At 73.7% G+C, this 16,793-nt stretch carries 12 protein-coding genes; 4 read left to right on the top strand and 8 right to left on the bottom strand.

The window, feature by feature from the left end; genetic code table 11:
* Positions 1–8 precede the first annotated feature (8 nt).
* Positions 9–6,119, bottom strand: a complete 6,111-nt coding sequence (locus tag B5Y66_RS05565) for an Ig-like domain-containing protein (RefSeq protein ID WP_079572289.1) — start codon at positions 6,117–6,119, stop codon at positions 9–11.
* A gap of 299 nt (positions 6,120–6,418) precedes the next feature.
* Between B5Y66_RS05565 and B5Y66_RS05560 the strand changes: the two genes are divergently transcribed.
* Both B5Y66_RS05560 and B5Y66_RS05555 read left to right on the top strand, forming a co-directional pair.
* On the top strand, positions 6,419–6,916 hold the full coding sequence (locus B5Y66_RS05560; protein ID WP_079572286.1) for a YajQ family cyclic di-GMP-binding protein: 498 nt from the start codon (positions 6,419–6,421) through the stop codon (positions 6,914–6,916).
* A complete protein-coding gene (locus B5Y66_RS05555) occupies positions 6,913–7,821 on the top strand; it encodes an HAD family hydrolase (protein WP_079572284.1) in 909 nt (302 codons plus the stop codon). The genes B5Y66_RS05560 and B5Y66_RS05555 overlap by 4 nt, the downstream gene beginning before the upstream one ends.
* Here the strand turns inward: B5Y66_RS05555 and B5Y66_RS05550 are convergent.
* The 6 genes from B5Y66_RS05550 to B5Y66_RS05525 form a co-directional block, all read right to left on the bottom strand.
* Complete coding sequence (locus B5Y66_RS05550; RefSeq protein ID WP_079572280.1) at positions 7,791–8,669, bottom strand: potassium channel family protein; 879 nt, start codon at positions 8,667–8,669, stop codon at positions 7,791–7,793. The two genes, B5Y66_RS05555 and B5Y66_RS05550, sit on opposite strands and share 31 nt — an antisense overlap.
* Positions 8,670–8,730: 61 nt before the next feature.
* On the bottom strand, positions 8,731–9,624 hold the full coding sequence (gene htpX, locus B5Y66_RS05545) for a zinc metalloprotease HtpX (protein ID WP_079572278.1): 894 nt from the start codon (positions 9,622–9,624) through the stop codon (positions 8,731–8,733).
* Between the two features lie 166 nt (positions 9,625–9,790).
* Positions 9,791–11,206 (bottom strand): FAD-dependent oxidoreductase, encoded by a 1,416-nt coding sequence (locus B5Y66_RS05540; RefSeq protein ID WP_079572275.1) that lies wholly within the window; start codon positions 11,204–11,206, stop codon positions 9,791–9,793.
* A 176-nt stretch (positions 11,207–11,382) separates the two neighbouring features.
* Positions 11,383–12,465, bottom strand: coding sequence for an NAD(P)/FAD-dependent oxidoreductase (locus B5Y66_RS05535; RefSeq protein WP_079572273.1), 1,083 nt, complete (start codon positions 12,463–12,465; stop codon positions 11,383–11,385).
* Positions 12,465–12,989 (bottom strand): isoprenylcysteine carboxyl methyltransferase family protein, encoded by a 525-nt coding sequence (locus B5Y66_RS05530; RefSeq protein ID WP_079572271.1) that lies wholly within the window; start codon positions 12,987–12,989, stop codon positions 12,465–12,467. The genes B5Y66_RS05535 and B5Y66_RS05530 overlap by 1 nt, the downstream gene beginning before the upstream one ends.
* Positions 12,986–14,074 carry a type III polyketide synthase gene (locus tag B5Y66_RS05525; RefSeq protein WP_079572268.1) on the bottom strand — a complete coding sequence of 363 codons (1,089 nt, stop codon included), beginning with the start codon at positions 14,072–14,074 and terminating at the stop codon, positions 12,986–12,988. The genes B5Y66_RS05530 and B5Y66_RS05525 overlap by 4 nt, the downstream gene beginning before the upstream one ends.
* Here B5Y66_RS05525 and B5Y66_RS05520 point away from each other — a divergent pair.
* Both B5Y66_RS05520 and B5Y66_RS05515 read left to right on the top strand, forming a co-directional pair.
* Entirely contained in the window at positions 14,073–15,005 is a 933-nt protein-coding gene (locus B5Y66_RS05520) for a UbiA family prenyltransferase (RefSeq protein ID WP_245806955.1), read from the top strand. The two genes, B5Y66_RS05525 and B5Y66_RS05520, sit on opposite strands and share 2 nt — an antisense overlap.
* An 81-nt stretch (positions 15,006–15,086) precedes the next feature.
* Entirely contained in the window at positions 15,087–15,662 is a 576-nt protein-coding gene (locus B5Y66_RS05515) for a prepilin peptidase (protein ID WP_079572263.1), read from the top strand.
* Between the two features lie 39 nt (positions 15,663–15,701).
* Here B5Y66_RS05515 and B5Y66_RS05510 read toward each other — a convergent pair whose 3' ends face one another.
* Entirely contained in the window at positions 15,702–16,760 is a 1,059-nt protein-coding gene (locus tag B5Y66_RS05510) for a polyprenyl synthetase family protein (protein WP_407656370.1), read from the bottom strand.
* Positions 16,761–16,793: the final 33 nt, after the last annotated feature.

The following is a 16,793-nucleotide window of genomic DNA, read 5'->3' as shown; positions in this document are numbered from 1 at the left end:
GGACAGGGTCACCAGGTGGTCGCGGCATATCGCTTGCCGTCGATCACCACGGCGACCTGGGTGCCGTCGTAGCCGTAGAAGCAGTCGAGCTGGAGGGTGGTGTCGGCACCGAGCTTCACGTCGTAGCCGGGGCCGCCCGGGGTCGTCCAGACCTTGCTGCCCGTCATGCGGATGTTGTGCCAGCCCGCGTTCGAGTCCGGGTTGTTGCCCGACCAGCACTCGACGCGGTGGGACGTGCCGTCGAAGTCCTTGGCCGAGACCTTGAAGTAGTTGCAGTTGCCGGACGAGCAGCCGTCCGGGATGACCCCGGTGCGGTTGCCCTTCGACACCGTCGCCTTCGGCTGCGGCGGTGCGTCCGTCTTGCCGGTGACCGACGCCCAGGCCCCCCAACCGCCCTCGTTGTGGGCTCGGGCCTGCAGCGTGTAGCTCTTGCTGTATCCGGTCGGGACCCCGACGGACGCCGGCCACGACGTCTTGGTGCCGCTGTCCGACGCGCTGCCGCTGACCTTGTACTCGATCTTGTCGACCGCGCGTCCGCCGTTGCTGCTCGGGGCGTTGATGGAGAACGAGCCGTCGTCCACCCGGCCGGCGCCGTTGGTGGTGCCGTTCCAGCTCACGCGCGGGGCGCCCGGGGTCGTGTACGGCGTCACGGAACCCGACCTCCCCGACCAGTCGGAGCAGGTGTACTCGTTGCAGGCGCGCACGTCGAAGGTGTACGCCGTGCCGTTCGACAGTCCCGTGTACGTGTACGACGTCACGTTGCCGACGTTGCGCGCCCCGGAGCCGTTGGCACGCACCTGGTAGTACGGCTTCGGCCCGCGGAACTCGGAGGCCGCGCTCCAGGTCACGTCCGCCTGACCGCTCGTCCTGGAGCCGAGCGCGGCCCGGACGTTGCCAGGCACCGTCGGCGTGCCGTAGGGCACGACGGCGTTCGACGCGGGGCTGGCCTCGGAGGTCGCCGCCTTGTTCTCGGCCCGCACCGTGAACGTGTAGGTGGCGGTCGTCTTGAGGTCCTGCACGGTCTGCGACCGCGACGTGCCGACCTCGATGGTCCGCACCTTCGACCCGTCCTCGTAGACATCGAGGTAGTACATCTCGATCGGCGCGCCGTTGGTGTCCGGCTGCTCCCAGGTCACCGTCGTCTGGCCGCCCACGGCGGTGTCGACGCGGCTCGCGGACGGCGCGGCGGGCGCGGCCGGCGGCCCGGCCGGGGTCTCCGGGGCCGACGGGTCGCCCCACTCCGACGGGTCCGGCGCCTGGTTCTCCGCCTGCAGGCGCACCGTGTACGCCGTCCCGTTGGTCAGCCCGTCCCAGACGGTCGACGAACCCTCGACGCACTGCTTCTGGATCTTGCCGTCGGCCGGCGCCGGGCTGATCTCCAGGTTGACGCACTCGATCGGGGACCGGTCGGTGTACGTCTTGTTGGTCCACGTCACCGTGAGCTGCTCGTCGCCGAACTCGAGCTTCGGCGCCGCGGGCGGGTCCGGCTTCTCGTCGGGCCGCGCGCTCTGGGACGCCGCGGACTCGTCGGAGTCGCCCACCTCGTTGGCGGCCGTCACGGTGAACGTGTACTCCACGTCGTTCGTCAGGCCGTCGAAGGTGCAGGTGGTGGTGGTGCAGTCCTTGGTCTTGCCGTCGCTGGCGTGCAGCGTGTAGCCGGTGATGTCGGCGCCGTTGTTGTTCGGCTGCTCCCAGCTCAGCACCACGGTGCCGGAGCGGACCTCCTCGACCTTCGGGGCGCGCGGAGGCTCCGGCCGGCCGAGCACCGTCACGGTCACGGTGCCCTCGACCTGGCGGTCCGGGTCCTCGGTCGCGTCCTGCACCGCGTAGCGGGCGCTGAGCACGCCGTGGAAGGTCTCGTCCGGCGTGATGACCACGTTCTGCTCGTCGTACGACACCTGGCCGGCACCGGTCTCACCGAACGCGCCCACCACCGTCAGGTCCTCGCCCGGGAAGGGGTTGGTGTCGTTCTCGAGCACCGGGATCGTCACCGGCTGGCCCTGGTGCGCGTCCGGCACCTTGTCGGGCGTCGTCTGCACGAGCGGCCGGGTGGAGCCCACGACCGTGAGCTCGAGGTTGCCGCTGACCGGCGGGTTCTTGCCGTCCGAGACGCTGAACGCGACGTCCTGGCGGGTGCCCTTCGGCACCGACGGCTCGACCTGCGCGGTCACGGTGCCGCCCGACACGGACGTCGAGATGCCCTTGGCACCCTCGACGTCGAACGTCAGCGCGTCCTTGTCCGGGTCCTTGACGTACCGGGACAGGTCGACCGTGTTGTCCTCGCCCGCCGCCACCTCGAGCGTCGGCGAACCGACCACCTTCGGCGGCTGGTTCGTCGACGGCACGACGTCGATCGGTAGCGTCAGCACCGCCTTGTTGCCGTCCTCGTCGTCGGGCCCGGCGCCGTCGGTCACCTCGAAGCTCACCGAGGCCGACCCGGCGAAGTCCTCGCTCGACGTGTACTCGATCGTGTCCGCGTCCTGCACGACCGCGGCGCCCTCGGTCGCCTCGACCGTCGACTCCTCCGTGATCCGGGGCTCACGACCGTCCCGGACCACGACGAGCTCGGCCAGCTCGACGGTCAGCGGCTCGCCGCTGACCGCCTGCAGCGGGGTGGACCCGGGCTTCACGTACGGCCGCGACTGGTCGCCCGGCACGCGCACGAACGCCTTCGCCTCCAGCCCGTCAACGTCCGTCACGGTGTAGGTGATCACCTGCGCCTGCGGCGCCAGCGTGACCTGCACCTGCCCGTCCTCGCGGACGGTCGCCCCGTCGGTGGGCGGGTCCACCGACACCTCGAGGTCGGTGCCCACGCCGTCCGGGTCGACGTCGTTGGCGAGCACGTCCACCGTCACCGTGGACGAGTCGCGCACCTGCTCGGCGGTGACCACGTCGTCCTTCGCGACCGGCTTGAGCAGCGGCGCGTCGGCATCCACGTTCACGGTGATCGACCCGGTGGAGCGCGCCTTGAAGGCGTCCTGGACCGTGTAGTAGAAGGACGTCGCGCCCTCCTCGGCGGGCGCCTCGAGGACGACGTCGTCCTTCACGGCCTTCGGCTTCAGGCCGTCCGCCATACCGTCGAAGCCGTCCTTGACGAGGCCGATCTCGTCGCCGTCGGGGTCGTTGTCGTTCTCCAGCGCCCGCACGGCCACCGTGCGGCCCGGCCGCACCGTGGTCTCGTCGTCGACGGCCTGCGGCGGCTGGTTGGTCTCCGGCGGCGCGGCGATGCCCACGCGCACCACGCCCTGACCCACCGCGCCCCGGGTGTCGGTGACCTGATAGGTGAACGAGTCGAAGCCCGCCGCACCCTCGGCCGCCGTGTAGTCGACGAAGCCGTCCACGATCGTCGCGGTGCCCTGCTCCGGGGCGGCCGCGATCGAGCTCAGCGTCACCTGGTCGCCGTCGGGGTCCGTGCCGTCGAGCTCGAGCGGGATGCGCACGGTCTTGCCGCTGAGCACCCGGCTCTCGGTGTCCGGCACCTGGGGGGCGGTGTTCTCCTCGTCGTCCTTGATCGTGATGGTGACCTGCGCGGAGTCCTTCTGCCCGTTGCTGTCGCGCACCTCGTAGACGAGGTGCGCGGTGCCCGCCTCGGCGCCGGCCTTGAAACGGACCACGTCCTCCGAGACGAACGCCTCGCCGAGCTCCGCCTCGGGCTCCTCCTGCAGCTCGTCGTTGAGGTCGATGTCGAGGCCGTCGGGGTGGGTGTCGTTGTTCAGCACGGGGATCGTCACGACGTCGCCGGTGTGCACGATCGCCTTGTCGGCGCCGGCCTCCGGGGGCCGCAGGGTGTCGGGGGCGGGGATCGGGACGACGCGCACCTGGCCGGTGGCGGAGCCGGTGCCGTTCGCGACCGTGTAGTCGAAGGTCACGGGCTCGTTGAGGCGTCGCTTCTCCGTGACCTTGAGGACGTCGTGGTTGAGCACCGCCACGTCCACGGGCGAGTCGTCCGGCACGGTGACCGACTGCACCACGAGGACGCCGCCCGCCGGGTCGGAGTCGTTCGCCAGCACGTCGAGCAGGGCCGAGCCGTCCGACGGCAGCAGCACCTGGTCGGAGACCACCACCGGCGGCGCCTCGTCCTCCGGCGGCGCGACCACGTCGACCCGGACGAGTCCGATGGTCGCGTTGGGGCCGTCGCTCACCTGGTAGGTGATGTCGAAGGAGCCGGGCTCGTGGCCCTGGACGGTGAACATCCCGGCGTTGAGGTTGTTCGTGATCTTGAGGCCCTTCTTCTCCGCCACGTGCACCAGGCGCAGCGTGTCGCCGTTGGGGTCGGTGTCGTTCTCCAGCGGCCGCACCGTGACCGGCTGGCCGGCGAGCACCGTGACGTGATCCTGCACCGCGACCGGCGGCTCGTTGGTCGCCACGACCTGGACGATCAGGGTGCCCTCGACCGGCTCGCCGCGGGAGTCGGAGACCGTGATGTCGACGATCTTGCGGCCGGTGGCCGAACCACCGTCGCGGAACTCGACGGTGCCGTCCGGGCGCGAGCGCACCTCGTCCTTCGGGTCCGCGGTGCTGGCGTGCGAGAGGAACAGGTCGTCGCCGTCCGGGTCCTTGAAGTACGGCAGCACCTTGACGCTCCCGGTGCCGTCCTGGCCGACGCGCAGCACGGGCTCCCCCGTCTGGACGGGGGCGTCGTTCTCGGACTCCGGCACCACCTTGAGCGTCACCTTCGCGGTGTCCGTGCCGTCGCGGCCGTCGTCGACCTGGTAGGTGAGGGTCGTGCTGCCGGTGGCGTCCGCCGGCACGTCGGCCTGCAGCGCCGCGCCGTCCAGGACCCGTTCGACGTCGACGTCGCCCGTCGGCTCGCCGTCGACGGTGGCGGTCATGACGTCGCCGTCCGGGTCGACGTCGTTGCCCAGCACGTTGAGCACGGTGGTGCGGCCGGGCCGGACGCCGAACGTGTCGTCCTTCGCCTGCGGCGGCCGGTTCTTCTTCGTGCGGTCGGCCACGAACTGGTCGACCTGCTCCGGCGTCGTCTCCTCGGACTCGGTCTTCTCGCCCTCCGCGTTCTCGGGGATGGTCAGGTCCCAGTCGTCGACCTTCTGGAACTCGTCCGCGGCCATCCACAGCCCGCCGCGCGCGACGTCGTTGAGCACGATGACGTCGCGGTTCACGCGGTACACGAGGCTGCTGTCGGCGGAGAGGCCCTCCAGCACGACGTCCTGGTCGTCGTCCGTGCCCGGGCAGTCGCGCACCACCTGGCCCGAGACGGACCACGCGCCGTACACGCACGCCCCCAGCTGCACGGGCTGCGCCGGCGTGCCGTTCGCGGTCCGCTTCGTCGGCGACCCGCCACCCAGGGGCTGGGAGACCAGCCCGCGCGACGTGGCGAGCACGACGACGTCGGAGTCGGCCGACGGCTGCTGCAGCTGTGCCTCCGCGCCGCCGTCGATCTCCACCGCGTCACCGCCGGGGAGCACGAGCTTGCCGGTCGAGCGGTCCAGCACCACGGGCTCCTCACCCACGGTGGTCACCTGGACGTCCGCGCCGCTCTGCACCGAGAGCCGCTCCTCCTCGGGAGACCCGGCGGTGCCGCGCGTGCCCGTCGGGATCGTCCAGAGCTTCTGGTCCGCCGCCGAGGCCACGACCACGGTGCCGCCCCGGCTCACCTCGATCCGGGCGTCCTTGCCCACCTTCTCGAGCGCGGGCTCCGACTCCTCGGGGTCGAACGACGCGGCGCCGTCGAAGGGCAGCACCCACACGGTGCCCGACTCGCCGTCGTAGATCGCGGTGGTGGCGCCGCCCGAGGCGACCTGCGCGCCGCCGGGCAGCTTCATCGTGCTGGTCAGCGCGAGCTGCGCCGGGTCGATGGGGCTGGCCGACGAGTCCCCCGAGCTCGACATGAGCACCCGCTGCGCGTCCTGCTGGACGTCGAAACCCGTCGCGTTGGCGAGGAGCGTGCCGTCGAGGGCCTGGGCCTGATGGTTGAACCGGCCGACCTCGCCCGCCGCGGCGTTCGTGACCCACACGCCGGAGTCGTTGAGGTCGACGTCGACCGTCGCCTCGCCGTCGTACCAGAGCGCGAAGCCGGTCAGGCCTGCCCCGAAGAGTGCGACGACACCGGCCGACGCGATCGACCGGCGGTTCTCCACGACGCGTGAGACGAAGCTCATGCGGTTCCTCTCCGACTTCCGGGCAGATGTGACAGCGTCTGGTACGACAGCCCGCGCGCCATCGTCGCGGCGCGGGTTGAGGACCGGTCTGACCCATCCGGGGAAGGTGACTGGGAACCGGCTCGAAGCATTCCTCGGCGAACCATACCGAAGACGCCCGACACAGCACCGGTCGTCTCGATGGGTAGGCCTCCCCATGCATCGCCGCACTACGGTAGTGGGTGAACCCCACCCGTCTGATACGTCCGGGCACGGATCGGACGCCGATCTGAGCAAGTCCAGAGCAGCAAGGAGCAGTCGTGGCCGACTCGTCGTTCGACATCGTCAGCAAGGTGGACCGCCAGGAGGTGGACAACGCCCTCAACCAGGCCGGCAAGGAGATCTCCCAGCGGTACGACTTCAAGGGCGTCGGCGCCTCTGTCGCCTGGAGCGGTCAGGACACGATCGTCTTCGAGGCGAACTCCGCGGAGCGCGTGCTCGCCGTCCTCGACGTCTTCCAGACGAAGCTCGTCAAGCGGGGCGTGTCGCTCAAGTCCTTCGACACGGGCGAGAACGAGCCCCAGTCCTCCGGCAAGGTCTACCGCCTCGCCGGGTCCCTCAAGGAGGGCCTGGCGGGCGAGAACGCCAAGAAGGTCACCAAGGCGATCCGCGAGGAGGGCCCCAAGGGCGTCAAGACCCAGATCACGGGCGACGAGGTCCGCGTCACCAGCAAGTCGCGCGACGACCTCCAGGCCGTGATCGCCCTCCTCAAGGGCGCGGACCTCGACTTCGCGGTCCAGTTCGTCAACTACCGGTGACCGGCGCCCGCCCGCTGCCCCGCCTGGTCGCGACCGACCTGGACGGCACGCTGCTGCGCTCCGACGGGTCCGTCTCGGACCGGACACGGCGCGCCCTCGCCGCGACCGAGGCGGCGGGCACCGAGGTCGTCTTCGTGACGGCGCGGCCCCCGCGCTGGCTGCACGCCCTCGCCGACCTCGTGGGCGGGCACGGGCGGGTCATCTGCCTCGGCGGCGCCGCGGTGTGGGACCTGGGCAGCGGCGCGGCGCTCGAGATGTGCGGGTTCGACGACGGCGTCGTGCGCTCCCTGGTCGCCGACCTGCGCGCGGCGGTGCCGGGTGCAGGCCTCGCGGTCGAGACCGCCGACGGGCCCGCCTTCGACCCGTGGTTCCCCGACGGCGAGCCCCACCTCGACCGGCGGCTGCGCGGCGCGCCCGTGGAGGGGGCCCTCCGGGCGGGCGACCCCGTCGCCAAGCTCCTCGTGGTGCGCCCCGGCACGCCCGCCCAGGGGTTCGGCGTCGTCCAGCGCGGCGACGTCCACGACGCCGCGCAGGAGGAGTTCTTCGAGCGCGTGCGCGGCGTCGTCGACGGCCGGGCCGAGCTGCACTACTCCGGAGCGGCCGGGCTGGCCGAGCTGCTGCCGCCCGGCGTGACGAAGGACGTCGCCCTTGCCCGGTGGTGCGACCGGCTGGGCGTCGAGGCCCGCGACGTGTGGGCCTTCGGCGACATGCCCAACGACCTGCCCATGCTGCGCTGGGCCGGCCGCGGGCACGCCGTCGCCAACGCGCACCCGGACGTCCTCGCCTGCGCGGACGCGGTCGTCCCCGGCAACGACGACGACGGCGTGGCCGCGGCGCTCGAGGCGGTCCTCGACGCCGCGGCGCCGAGCGACGGTCACACCCCCTCGGCTCCGCTCTCCCGCTGACCCTCCGCGCGTCGCCGCTCCGCGACGATCTCCGCCCGCAGCTCCTGCACCTCCGCCACGAGCATGGCCACCTGCGCCGGGCTGACCAGCCCCACGGGCGCGGCGTCCCCCTCGTACCCCGCGGGAGCCTCCGCCTCGTCGCCCACCGGCGGCCTCGTGACCCGCTCGACGAGCCACGACGACAGGGTCGCCGTCACGACGCCCAGCAGCGCGATGCCGCCGACCATCAGGCAGACGGCGATGACGCGGCCCGTCGGGGACACGGGCACCATGTCGCCGTAGCCGACGGTCGTGACCGTGACCATCGCCCACCAGAACCCGTCCCCGAGATTGACGATGCTGGCTCCGGGCACCCCGCGCTCGGCCTGCGTCACCGTCAGCGCGCCGACGAGCACCATGAGCCCGGTGCCCGCCGCAGCGAACCGCACCACCTTGCCCCGCAGCCGCACCGCGTTGGCCCGGTTGAGCCGCATCACCACCGAGATGAGGAGCAGCGGGCGCAGCACCGGGAGCACGACGACCGCCAGCTCGAGCGGGTGCCCTCGCACGTACACCCAGGCGTGCGGCGCCAGGCGCACGCGGACCACGTAGTCGACGACGAACAGGATCCAGGTCAGCGCGAGGACGACGCTGCACACGGTGCGGACGTCGGCCGACACGCCCGGCCAGGCGATGGGCACCCCGTAGGCGACGAGGAAGAGCAGCCCCAGCGCCGTCAGCGGCCGCTCCGTGCGCGCCTGCCAGCGCCGCAGGCGCGCCTTGCCGGCGTCCGGGGCGGGCGGGCGGTCCGGCGGACGTTCGGCGGTGGGCCCGGCGTCCGGCACCGGGTCGGGCTTCGACGGGGACATCGCTGGTCAGCCTGGCAGACGCCCCGGCGACCCGCCGCCCGAACGGGCCGTCGACGACGCCTCAGTAGCGGGTGATTCCCCCGGGGCCGAAGCCGGTGCCCCCGGCCATCTTCTCCAGGCGGGCGATGCGGTCCGCCATCGGCGGGTGCGTGGAGAACATCTTCGCCATGCCGGCGCCGCGGAACGGGTTGGCGAGCATGAGATGGGAGACGTTCTGCAGCTCTCGGGTCTGCGGCAGCGGCGCCTTCGCCGTGCCCGACTCCAGCTTGCGCAGCGCGGAGGCGAGGGCCATGGGGTCGCCGGTGAGCTTGGCGCCGTCCTCGTCCGCGTCGTACTCACGGGTACGGGAGATCGCCATCTGGATCATCATCGCCGCGAACGGCGCGAGGATCGCCATCGCCAGCGCGGCGAGGGGGTTGCCGCCCTCGCGCCGGTCGCCCCCGCCGAAGATCAGCAGGAACTGCGCCAGCGAGGTGATGACGCCCGCCATCGCGGACGCGACCGACGACGTGAGGATGTCGCGGTTGTAGACGTGCATGAGCTCGTGGCCGAGCACGCCGCGCAGCTCGCGCTCGTCGAGCAGACGCAGGATGCCCTCGGTGCAGCACACCGCCGCGTTCTTGGGGTTGCGCCCCGTCGCGAAGGCGTTCGGCGCCTGGGTGGGCGAGATGAAGAGGCGCGGCATGGGCTGGCGGGCCTCCGTCGAGAGCTCCCGCACGATGCGGTACATCTCCGGCGCCTCGAGCTCCGTGACCGGGTAGGCGTGCATCGCGCGGATCGCGATCTTGTCCGAGTTCCAGTAGCCGATGAACGTCGTGACCAGGCCGATCCCCACGAAGAGGACGAGCATGCCCGCGCTGCCGCGGAAGAACAGCGCCCACAGACCGAGGACCACGGCCCACATGACGCCGAAGAGCGCCGCCGTCTTGAGACCGTTGAAGTGCTGATGGCCCATGTGTCCTGCCGTCTCCTTCCGTGCGCCCTGCCTGTGCGGCGCACCGGCAGGATCCCACGGGGGGAACGCACCGAGGGCCCCGGCGGTTCCCGCCCCTCGTGCCTCGAGCCCGTCGAGACCGGTGGACGGTCCCGACAGGCTCGAGCGACGAAGGGTCCTACCGGACTCAGCCGGCGGAGCCGCGCCCCTTGGCGATGTCGAGCATCTCGTCGCGCGGGACGACCTTGATGCGCTGGCGGCCGTGCGGCTCGCCGAGCGACTTCTCGTGCTCGTCGAGGAGGACGAAGTCGTCCCACTCGACGACGTCCACGCCGCGGTCGGCGAGGAAGTCGAGCACGGCCTGCGGGTCCGCCTGCGTCGCGGTGCGGCCGCCGGACAGCTCGCCGGCGGCGACGTCGCCGCCGTCACCGACGCCTGTGACGTCCTCCACCAGGTGGCGGATCGTCTCGGACGCGTCGGACTTGGTGTGGCCGATGAGACCCACGGGGCCGCGCTTGATCCAGCCGGTGGCGTAGACGCCGGGCAGGTGCGCGCCGTCGAGGTCGACGACGCGGCCCTCGCGGTTGGAGATGACGCCCTTGAGCTCGTCGAACGGGATCTCCGGCAGCGCAGAGCCGAAGTAGCCCACGGCGCGGTAGACGGCCTGGACGGGCCAGTCGTGGATCTCGCCGGTGCCCTTGACCGTGCCGTCACCCTGCAGCGCGGTGCGCTCGGTGCGCAGCGCGACGACCTTGCCGTCCTCGCCGACGAGCTCGGCGGGGGCGTGCAGGAAGTGCAGGTGCAGGCGGCGCGAGGCCTTCTGCGTGGCCGGGTCGACGAGCGTCCAGTCCGTGAGGGTCTTGACGACCTGCTTGGTCTGGTTGGACGACTCGACGGCCGCCATCGAGCCCTCGTCGAAGTCGTAGTCCTCGGGGTAGACGACGATGTCGACGTCCGGCACGTGGCCGAGCTCACGCAGCTCCAGCGGGGAGAACTTCACCTGCGCCGGGCCGCGGCGGGCGAAGACGTGCACGTCGGTGACCGGCGACGTCTTGAGGATGTCGTACACGTTCGCCGGGATCTCGGTGGGCAGCAGGTCGTCCGCGTGCTTGGCGAGGATGCGGGCGACGTCGAGCGCGACGTTCCCCGCGCCCAGCACGGCGACCTCCTTGGCCTCCAGCGGCCAGGTGCGCGGCACGTCGGGGTGACCGTCGTACCAGGACACGAAGTCGGCGGCGCCGTACGAGCCCTCGAGGTCGATGCCCGGCAGCGGCAGGTCGTGGTCCTTGATCGCGCCCGTCGAGAAGATCACGGCATCGTAGAACTGGCGCAGGTCGTCGAGCTTGAGGTCGACGCCGTAGTCCACGTTGCCCAGCAGGCGGACGTCGCCGCGGCTCAGCACGCGGTGCAGCGCGGTGATGATCTGCTTGATGCGCGGGTGGTCCGGGGCGACGCCGTAGCGCACGAGGCCGAACGGGGCGGGCAGGCGCTCGAAGAGGTCGATGCTCACGTCGAGGTCGGTCTTCGACAGGATGTCCGCGGCGTAGATGCCGGCGGGGCCTGCGCCGACGATAGCGACGCGCAGAGGTCGGATGCTGCTCACTGCGGGGTACGCCTTCCGGATCGGGGATGCGTGGCGTTCGATTCTAGGAGGATTCTCCTGCGAGCCGGTGAGGGTCGCCTCACTTCTCAGGGTCCAGCCTTACCCAGGGTGCCACAACCGTCCCGCCATGTGAACGGGTCGTCTTGCAGGTCGGTCATAGTTGCCCCAGGCTCCGCTCAGCGTGCCAGCCGCTCCACCACCGCGCCGTACAGTGCCGGCGCTCGCGCGGCCGCGGGCACGACGCGGGCGCGAAGCGGGGAGGTCGCCGCGGCCACGAGGCCGGACGTGAGCCATCGCACGTCCCGGGTGGCCCGCGTCCACGCCCGTTCGTACCCGGCCGCGTCGTCGAGGTGCGCGACGGCGGCGCGCGCCTGGGCGAACCCCACCCGTAGACCCTCGCCCGTCAGCGCGTCCACGTAGCCGGAGGCGTCCCCGACCAGCCGCACGCGCCCGGCGGCGCGCGCCCTGCTGCCCACCCGCATCGGCCCGGCGCCCCGCACCGGCCCCTCCCGCGGGGCGCCCGCCACCCGGGCGGCGAGCTCCGGCAGGGTGGCCAGCGCCGCGTCCAGGTCCGCCCCCGGCGGGCCCAGCACGGCCACGCCCACGAGCTCCGCGGCCACCGGTGTCACGTACGCCTCGACCCCCGGCCCCCAGTGCACCTCCACGAGGTCCGTCCACGGCCGCACGCGGACGTGCTGGCGCAGCCCGAACCGGCGCCCCCGCCGGTCGGGCCCGTCCGGACCCGGACGTGGCCCCGACCGCCCCGACCGGCGCGACCGGGCGTCCAGGCCGACCTCCCTCCGCACGCGCGAGTGCAGCCCGTCGCACGCGAGCAGCCAGCGGGCCCGGACCCCCGCTGCCACGACTGTGTCGACGTCCTGGGTCACCCCCTCCGCGCGCCGGGGCAGCACCGTCGCGCCGGCGTCGAGCGCGGCCGCATGCAGCTCGGCGTGCAGGGTCGTGCGGCGCACGCCGCGCCCGGGGCCGCCGGCGAACAGGTGGTCGGCGACCACCCCCGCCTGCCGGTAGGAGATCCCACGAAGCGGCCACCCCGGCGGGTCGACCCCGAGCCGCCGCACCGCGGCGAGCGTGCCCGGCATCAGCCCCTCCCCGCACGCCTTGTCGACCGGCGCGGCGCGGGGCTCGAGGACCACGACGTCCCACCCCGCGCGCCGGGCCTCGATCGCGGCCGCGAGCCCCACCGGGCCGCCGCCGACCACGAGCACGTCGGTCTCGCGGTCGTCCCCGGTGCCGCCCATCAGCCGGCCTCGGCGGCCCGCAGCGCGCGCTCCTCGGCCGGGATCCGGAACCCGAGCAGCAACCAGGCGTTCAGCACCGTGAACGCGAGTGCCGTGACCCACGCCGTGTGCACCAGCGGCAGCGCGATCCCCTCCACCACCACGGCCACGTAGTTGGGGTGCGCCAGCCATCGGTACGGCCCGCGGCGGACCAGCGGCAGCCCGGGCACCACGATGACCCGCGTGTTCCACCGCTCCCCCAGCGTCGCGATGCACCACCAGCGCAGTCCCTGGCTCGCCAGCACCAGCGCCAGCATCGGCCATCCGAGCCACGGCAGGAACGGGCGGTCGGCCACGACGACCTCCACGACGCACGCCACCAGAAGGCCGGTGTGCAGCACGACCATCGCCGGGAAGTGTCCCCGCCCCGACTCCACTCCCCCGCGCGCGAAGGACCAGCGCGCGTGCCGGGCCGAGACCGTCAGCTCCGCCAACCGCTCCAGGCCGGTCGCGAGCACCAGGGCCGCGTAGAGCGCCGCGCTCACGCGCCCACCCCCGGTTCGTCGCGCCCCCGCAGCAGGACCAGCTCGACGGCGACCCCGGGCCCGAACGCCATGAGCACCGCCCAGCCCCCGGGTGGCGGCGCGCCGTCGTCCAGGGTCGCGGCGAGCACGTGCAGCACGGAGGACGACGACAGGTTGCCCTGGGCCGCGAGGGTCGCGCGGGTCCGGGCGAGCGCGTCCTCGGTCAGGTCGAGCGCGTCGCGGACGGCGTCGACGATCTTCGGCCCGCCGGCGTGCACGACCCACGTGCCGACGTCGCCCGGCTCGAGCCCGTGGTGCGCCAGCAGGTCCTTCACGTCGCCGGCGAGGTGCGCGCGCAGCAGCTGCGGCAGCTCGGCGGACAGCACGATGCCGAACCCCGTGTCCCGGACCTCCCACCCGAGGTACCGCTCGGTGCCGGGGTAGAGGCGGCTGCGGGTGCCCACGACCTCCGGTGCGGGGCGTGCGCCCCCGGCCGCGACGTCGTCCCCGGCGACGACCACCGCGCTCGCCCCGTCGCCGAAGAGGCCGGAGGAGAGCAGGTTCGCCGTCGAGCCGTCGCCGCGCTGGAGCGTGAGGGAGCACAGCTCCACCGAGACGAGCAGCGCCACCTGGTCCGGGTGCCCGACGAGGTGCTCGTGCAGGTGGGCCAGCCCGGCCGCGCCGCCGGCGCAGCCCAGGCCGAAGGACGGCAGGCGCCGCACGTCGGGGCGCAGTCCGAGGCGTCCCACCAGCCCGGCGTCGAGCGACGGCGCGCCGACACCGGTGACCGACGTGAAGAACAGCAGGTCGACGTCCACCGGGCGCACGCCGGCCGCCTCCAAAGCGTCCCGGCAGGCACGCTCGGCGAGCGCCGCGCCCTCACGGGCGAAGTGGGCGTTGGCCTCCGCGAAGCCGATCGGCTGCGCGTAGTCGCCGAGCGGGAGCGCAAGATGCCGCGTGCGCACCCCTGCCGCGGCGTGCAGGCGGCGGGCCAGCTCGCGCCGCGGCCCGGCGGGAGCGAGCAGGGGCGCCACGACCTCGGCGATGCGCCCCTGCGGGTGGGCCGGTCCGGGCAGGACGGGGGCGACGGCGAGAACGCGCGACATGCTTCGCATCGTGGCACTCGTGCCGTCCTCCCGCGCGGGCGGCGCCCGCGGCGCGCCGCACCGGCGTAGTTTTCCGGTCATGGGCGGCGACTTCGCGAGGCGGGCACGCGGGATGCTCGCGGCCACGCACCCCGCGCCCGCGGCGGTCGTCACGGCGCTGGCGCTCGTCTTCGCCCTCGGTGTGGGCCTCGACGCCGGGCGCACGGTGCTCGTCACGGCGGCGGTCGCGGCCGGCCAGCTCTCGGTGGGCTGGAGCAACGACTGGCTGGACGCCGCGCGCGACCGGCACGTGGGCCGCCCGGACAAGCCCACCGTGACGGGCGACGTCACCCCGCGCCTGCTGCGGACGGGGGCGTTCGTCGCGCTGGGCGCGTGCGTCGTCCTGTCGTTCGCGACCGGGCTCGTGCCCGGCCTGCTGCACCTCGCCGCGGTCGCCAGCGCCTGGTCGTACAACGCGCGGCTCAAGGCGACGGCGCTGTCCTGGCTCCCCTACGCCGTGAGCTTCGGCCTCCTGCCGGCGTTCGTCGTGGCGGCGGCGGGCGACGGCCGCGTCGTCGCGGGCTGGACCGTCGGGGCGGCCGCGCTGCTCGGCGTCGGCGCCCACCTCGCCAACGTGCTGCCCGACCTCGAGGACGACGACGCCACCGGCGTGCGAGGGCTGCCGCACCGCCTGGGACGCCGGGCGGCGAGCGTGCTGGCACCCGTCGTCCTGGCGGCGGGCAGCGTCGTGATCCTCCTCGGTCCCCCGGGCGCGCCCGCCGGGCCGTCGGCGGTGCTCGCGGGCGGCGCCGTGGTGCTCGCGGTCGCGGCGGGCGCCGTCGGGCTGCTGCGGCCGCGCAGCCGTGCGCCCTTCCTGCTGAGCCTGGCGGTGGCCGCGGTGTGCGTCGCGCAGCTCGTCCTCGCGGCGGACGCCGTGGCCCTCCCGGGCTGACCCCCCGTGGTTCGTCGGCTCCCCCGCGCGGGCTGTGGACGACGCGCCGCGCCTTCGGGCACCCCCGCATAGCATCCGGGGGTGCCCCCCATCGTCCAGCGCGCCCGCGACGCGGTCGCCCCGTGGCGCCGGACGGTGGCGTGGGTGGCCGCCGTGGCCGCGGTCTGGGCCGTGTGGGCCAGCGGGCCGGGCTGGTCCACCCCCGCCCTCGTGGCCGTGGCCGCGGGCGGGGCCGCGCTCGGCGTCGTCGACGCCCGCACCCACCGGCTCCCGGACGCCCTCAGCTACCCGACCACCGCGGCCGTCGCAGCGCTGCTGCTCCTGGCCGCCGCCGGCTCGGGAGCCTGGGACGCGGCGCTGCGCGCGCTGGTCGGCGGCCTGGCCCTCGGCGCGGCCTACCTCGCGCTGCACCTGGTCAGCCCTGCCGGGATGGGCCGGGGCGACGTCAAGCTGGCCGTGCCGCTCGGCATGATCGGCGCCTGGTACGGGTGGTCGACCCTGCTGGCGGCCGCGGCGCTGCCGTTCCTGCTCGGCGGGATCGTGTCGATCGTGCTCATCGCCGCGCGCCGGGCTACCCGCACGACGGCGCTGCCCTTCGGCCCGTTCATGCTGCTCGGCACCGCGATCGCGGTCACCGCCGCACGTCTGGCGGCCTGAGGGCGGGCCGGCCGTGTCAGACCGCGTGGCCTGAGGGCGTCAGACCGTGCGGTCGGCGAGCGCTCCCGCGAGGTCGGCGAGCGCGTCCTTGACCGACCCGTCCGGCAACGGCTCCAGCTCCTGCGCGGCCTCGCGCGCACCGCGGACGGCGAGCGCCCGCGTCTCGGCGAGCACGTCGTGCGCGCGCAGGTCCTCGACGACGGCGGCGAGCGCCGCGTCGTCCGACAGGTCCCCGTCGAGCCGCGCCAGGAGGGCGGCGTCGTCCGCGGTGCCCGTGCCGCGCGCGACCCGCTGGCGCAGCAGCAGCACCGGCATGGTCGGCACGTGCTCGCGCAGGTCGGTGCCGGGCGTCTTGCCGGACTCGTCGCCGGAGGACGCGATGTCGAGGACGTCGTCGGCGAGCTGGAAGGCGACGCCCACCTTCTCGCCGTACGCCGCCACGGCCTCCACGACCTCCGGCCCACAGCCGCCGAACATCGCGCCGAGGCGGGCCGACGTCGCGAGCAGGGACGCCGTCTTGTCGCTGAGGACCTGCAGGTAGTGCGCCACCGGGTCGTCGTCGGCGCCCGGCCCCATCGTCTCGTGCAGCTGGCCGAGGCACATGCGCTCGAACGTGCGCGACTGCAGCACCACGGCCTCGGGGCCGAGGCCCGCGACGAGCGCCGACGCGCGCGCGAACAGCAGGTCCCCCACGAGGATGGCCACGGAGTTGCCCCACACCGTGTGCGCGGCGGGCGCCCCGCGGCGCAGGGGTGCCGAGTCCATGACGTCGTCGTGGTAGAGCGACGCCACCTGGGTCAGCTCCACGACCACCGCGGCGTCCACGAGCTGGGGGTTCGACCCGTCGCCGAGCTCGCCGGCGAGCAGGGTCAGCAGGGGGCGGAACCGCTTGCCTCCTGCGGCGACGAGGTGGCGCGACGCGTCGTCGGCCAGGGCGTCGGCCGATGCCACGGCGTCGTCGAGCGCGGTGTCGACCAGCGCCATCCGGTCCGCGAGCCGCTCGGCCAGCGCAGGGTCGGACAGCGGGATCGCCGTCGCCGTCGACGGGGGCGTCGTGTGCCCCGGCCCGGAGGCCGGTGCGGAGGGTGCGCGTGTCACGGTCCGAACCTATCCGCCCACGGCGCCGAACAC

Source organism: Krasilnikoviella flava (genome assembly GCF_900167525.1).
Taxonomy (GTDB): Bacteria; Actinomycetota; Actinomycetes; order Actinomycetales; family Cellulomonadaceae; genus Isoptericola; species Isoptericola flavus.
The sequence above is the reverse complement of the archived record's forward strand: the minus strand, read 5'-3'. Positions and strand labels throughout refer to the sequence as shown.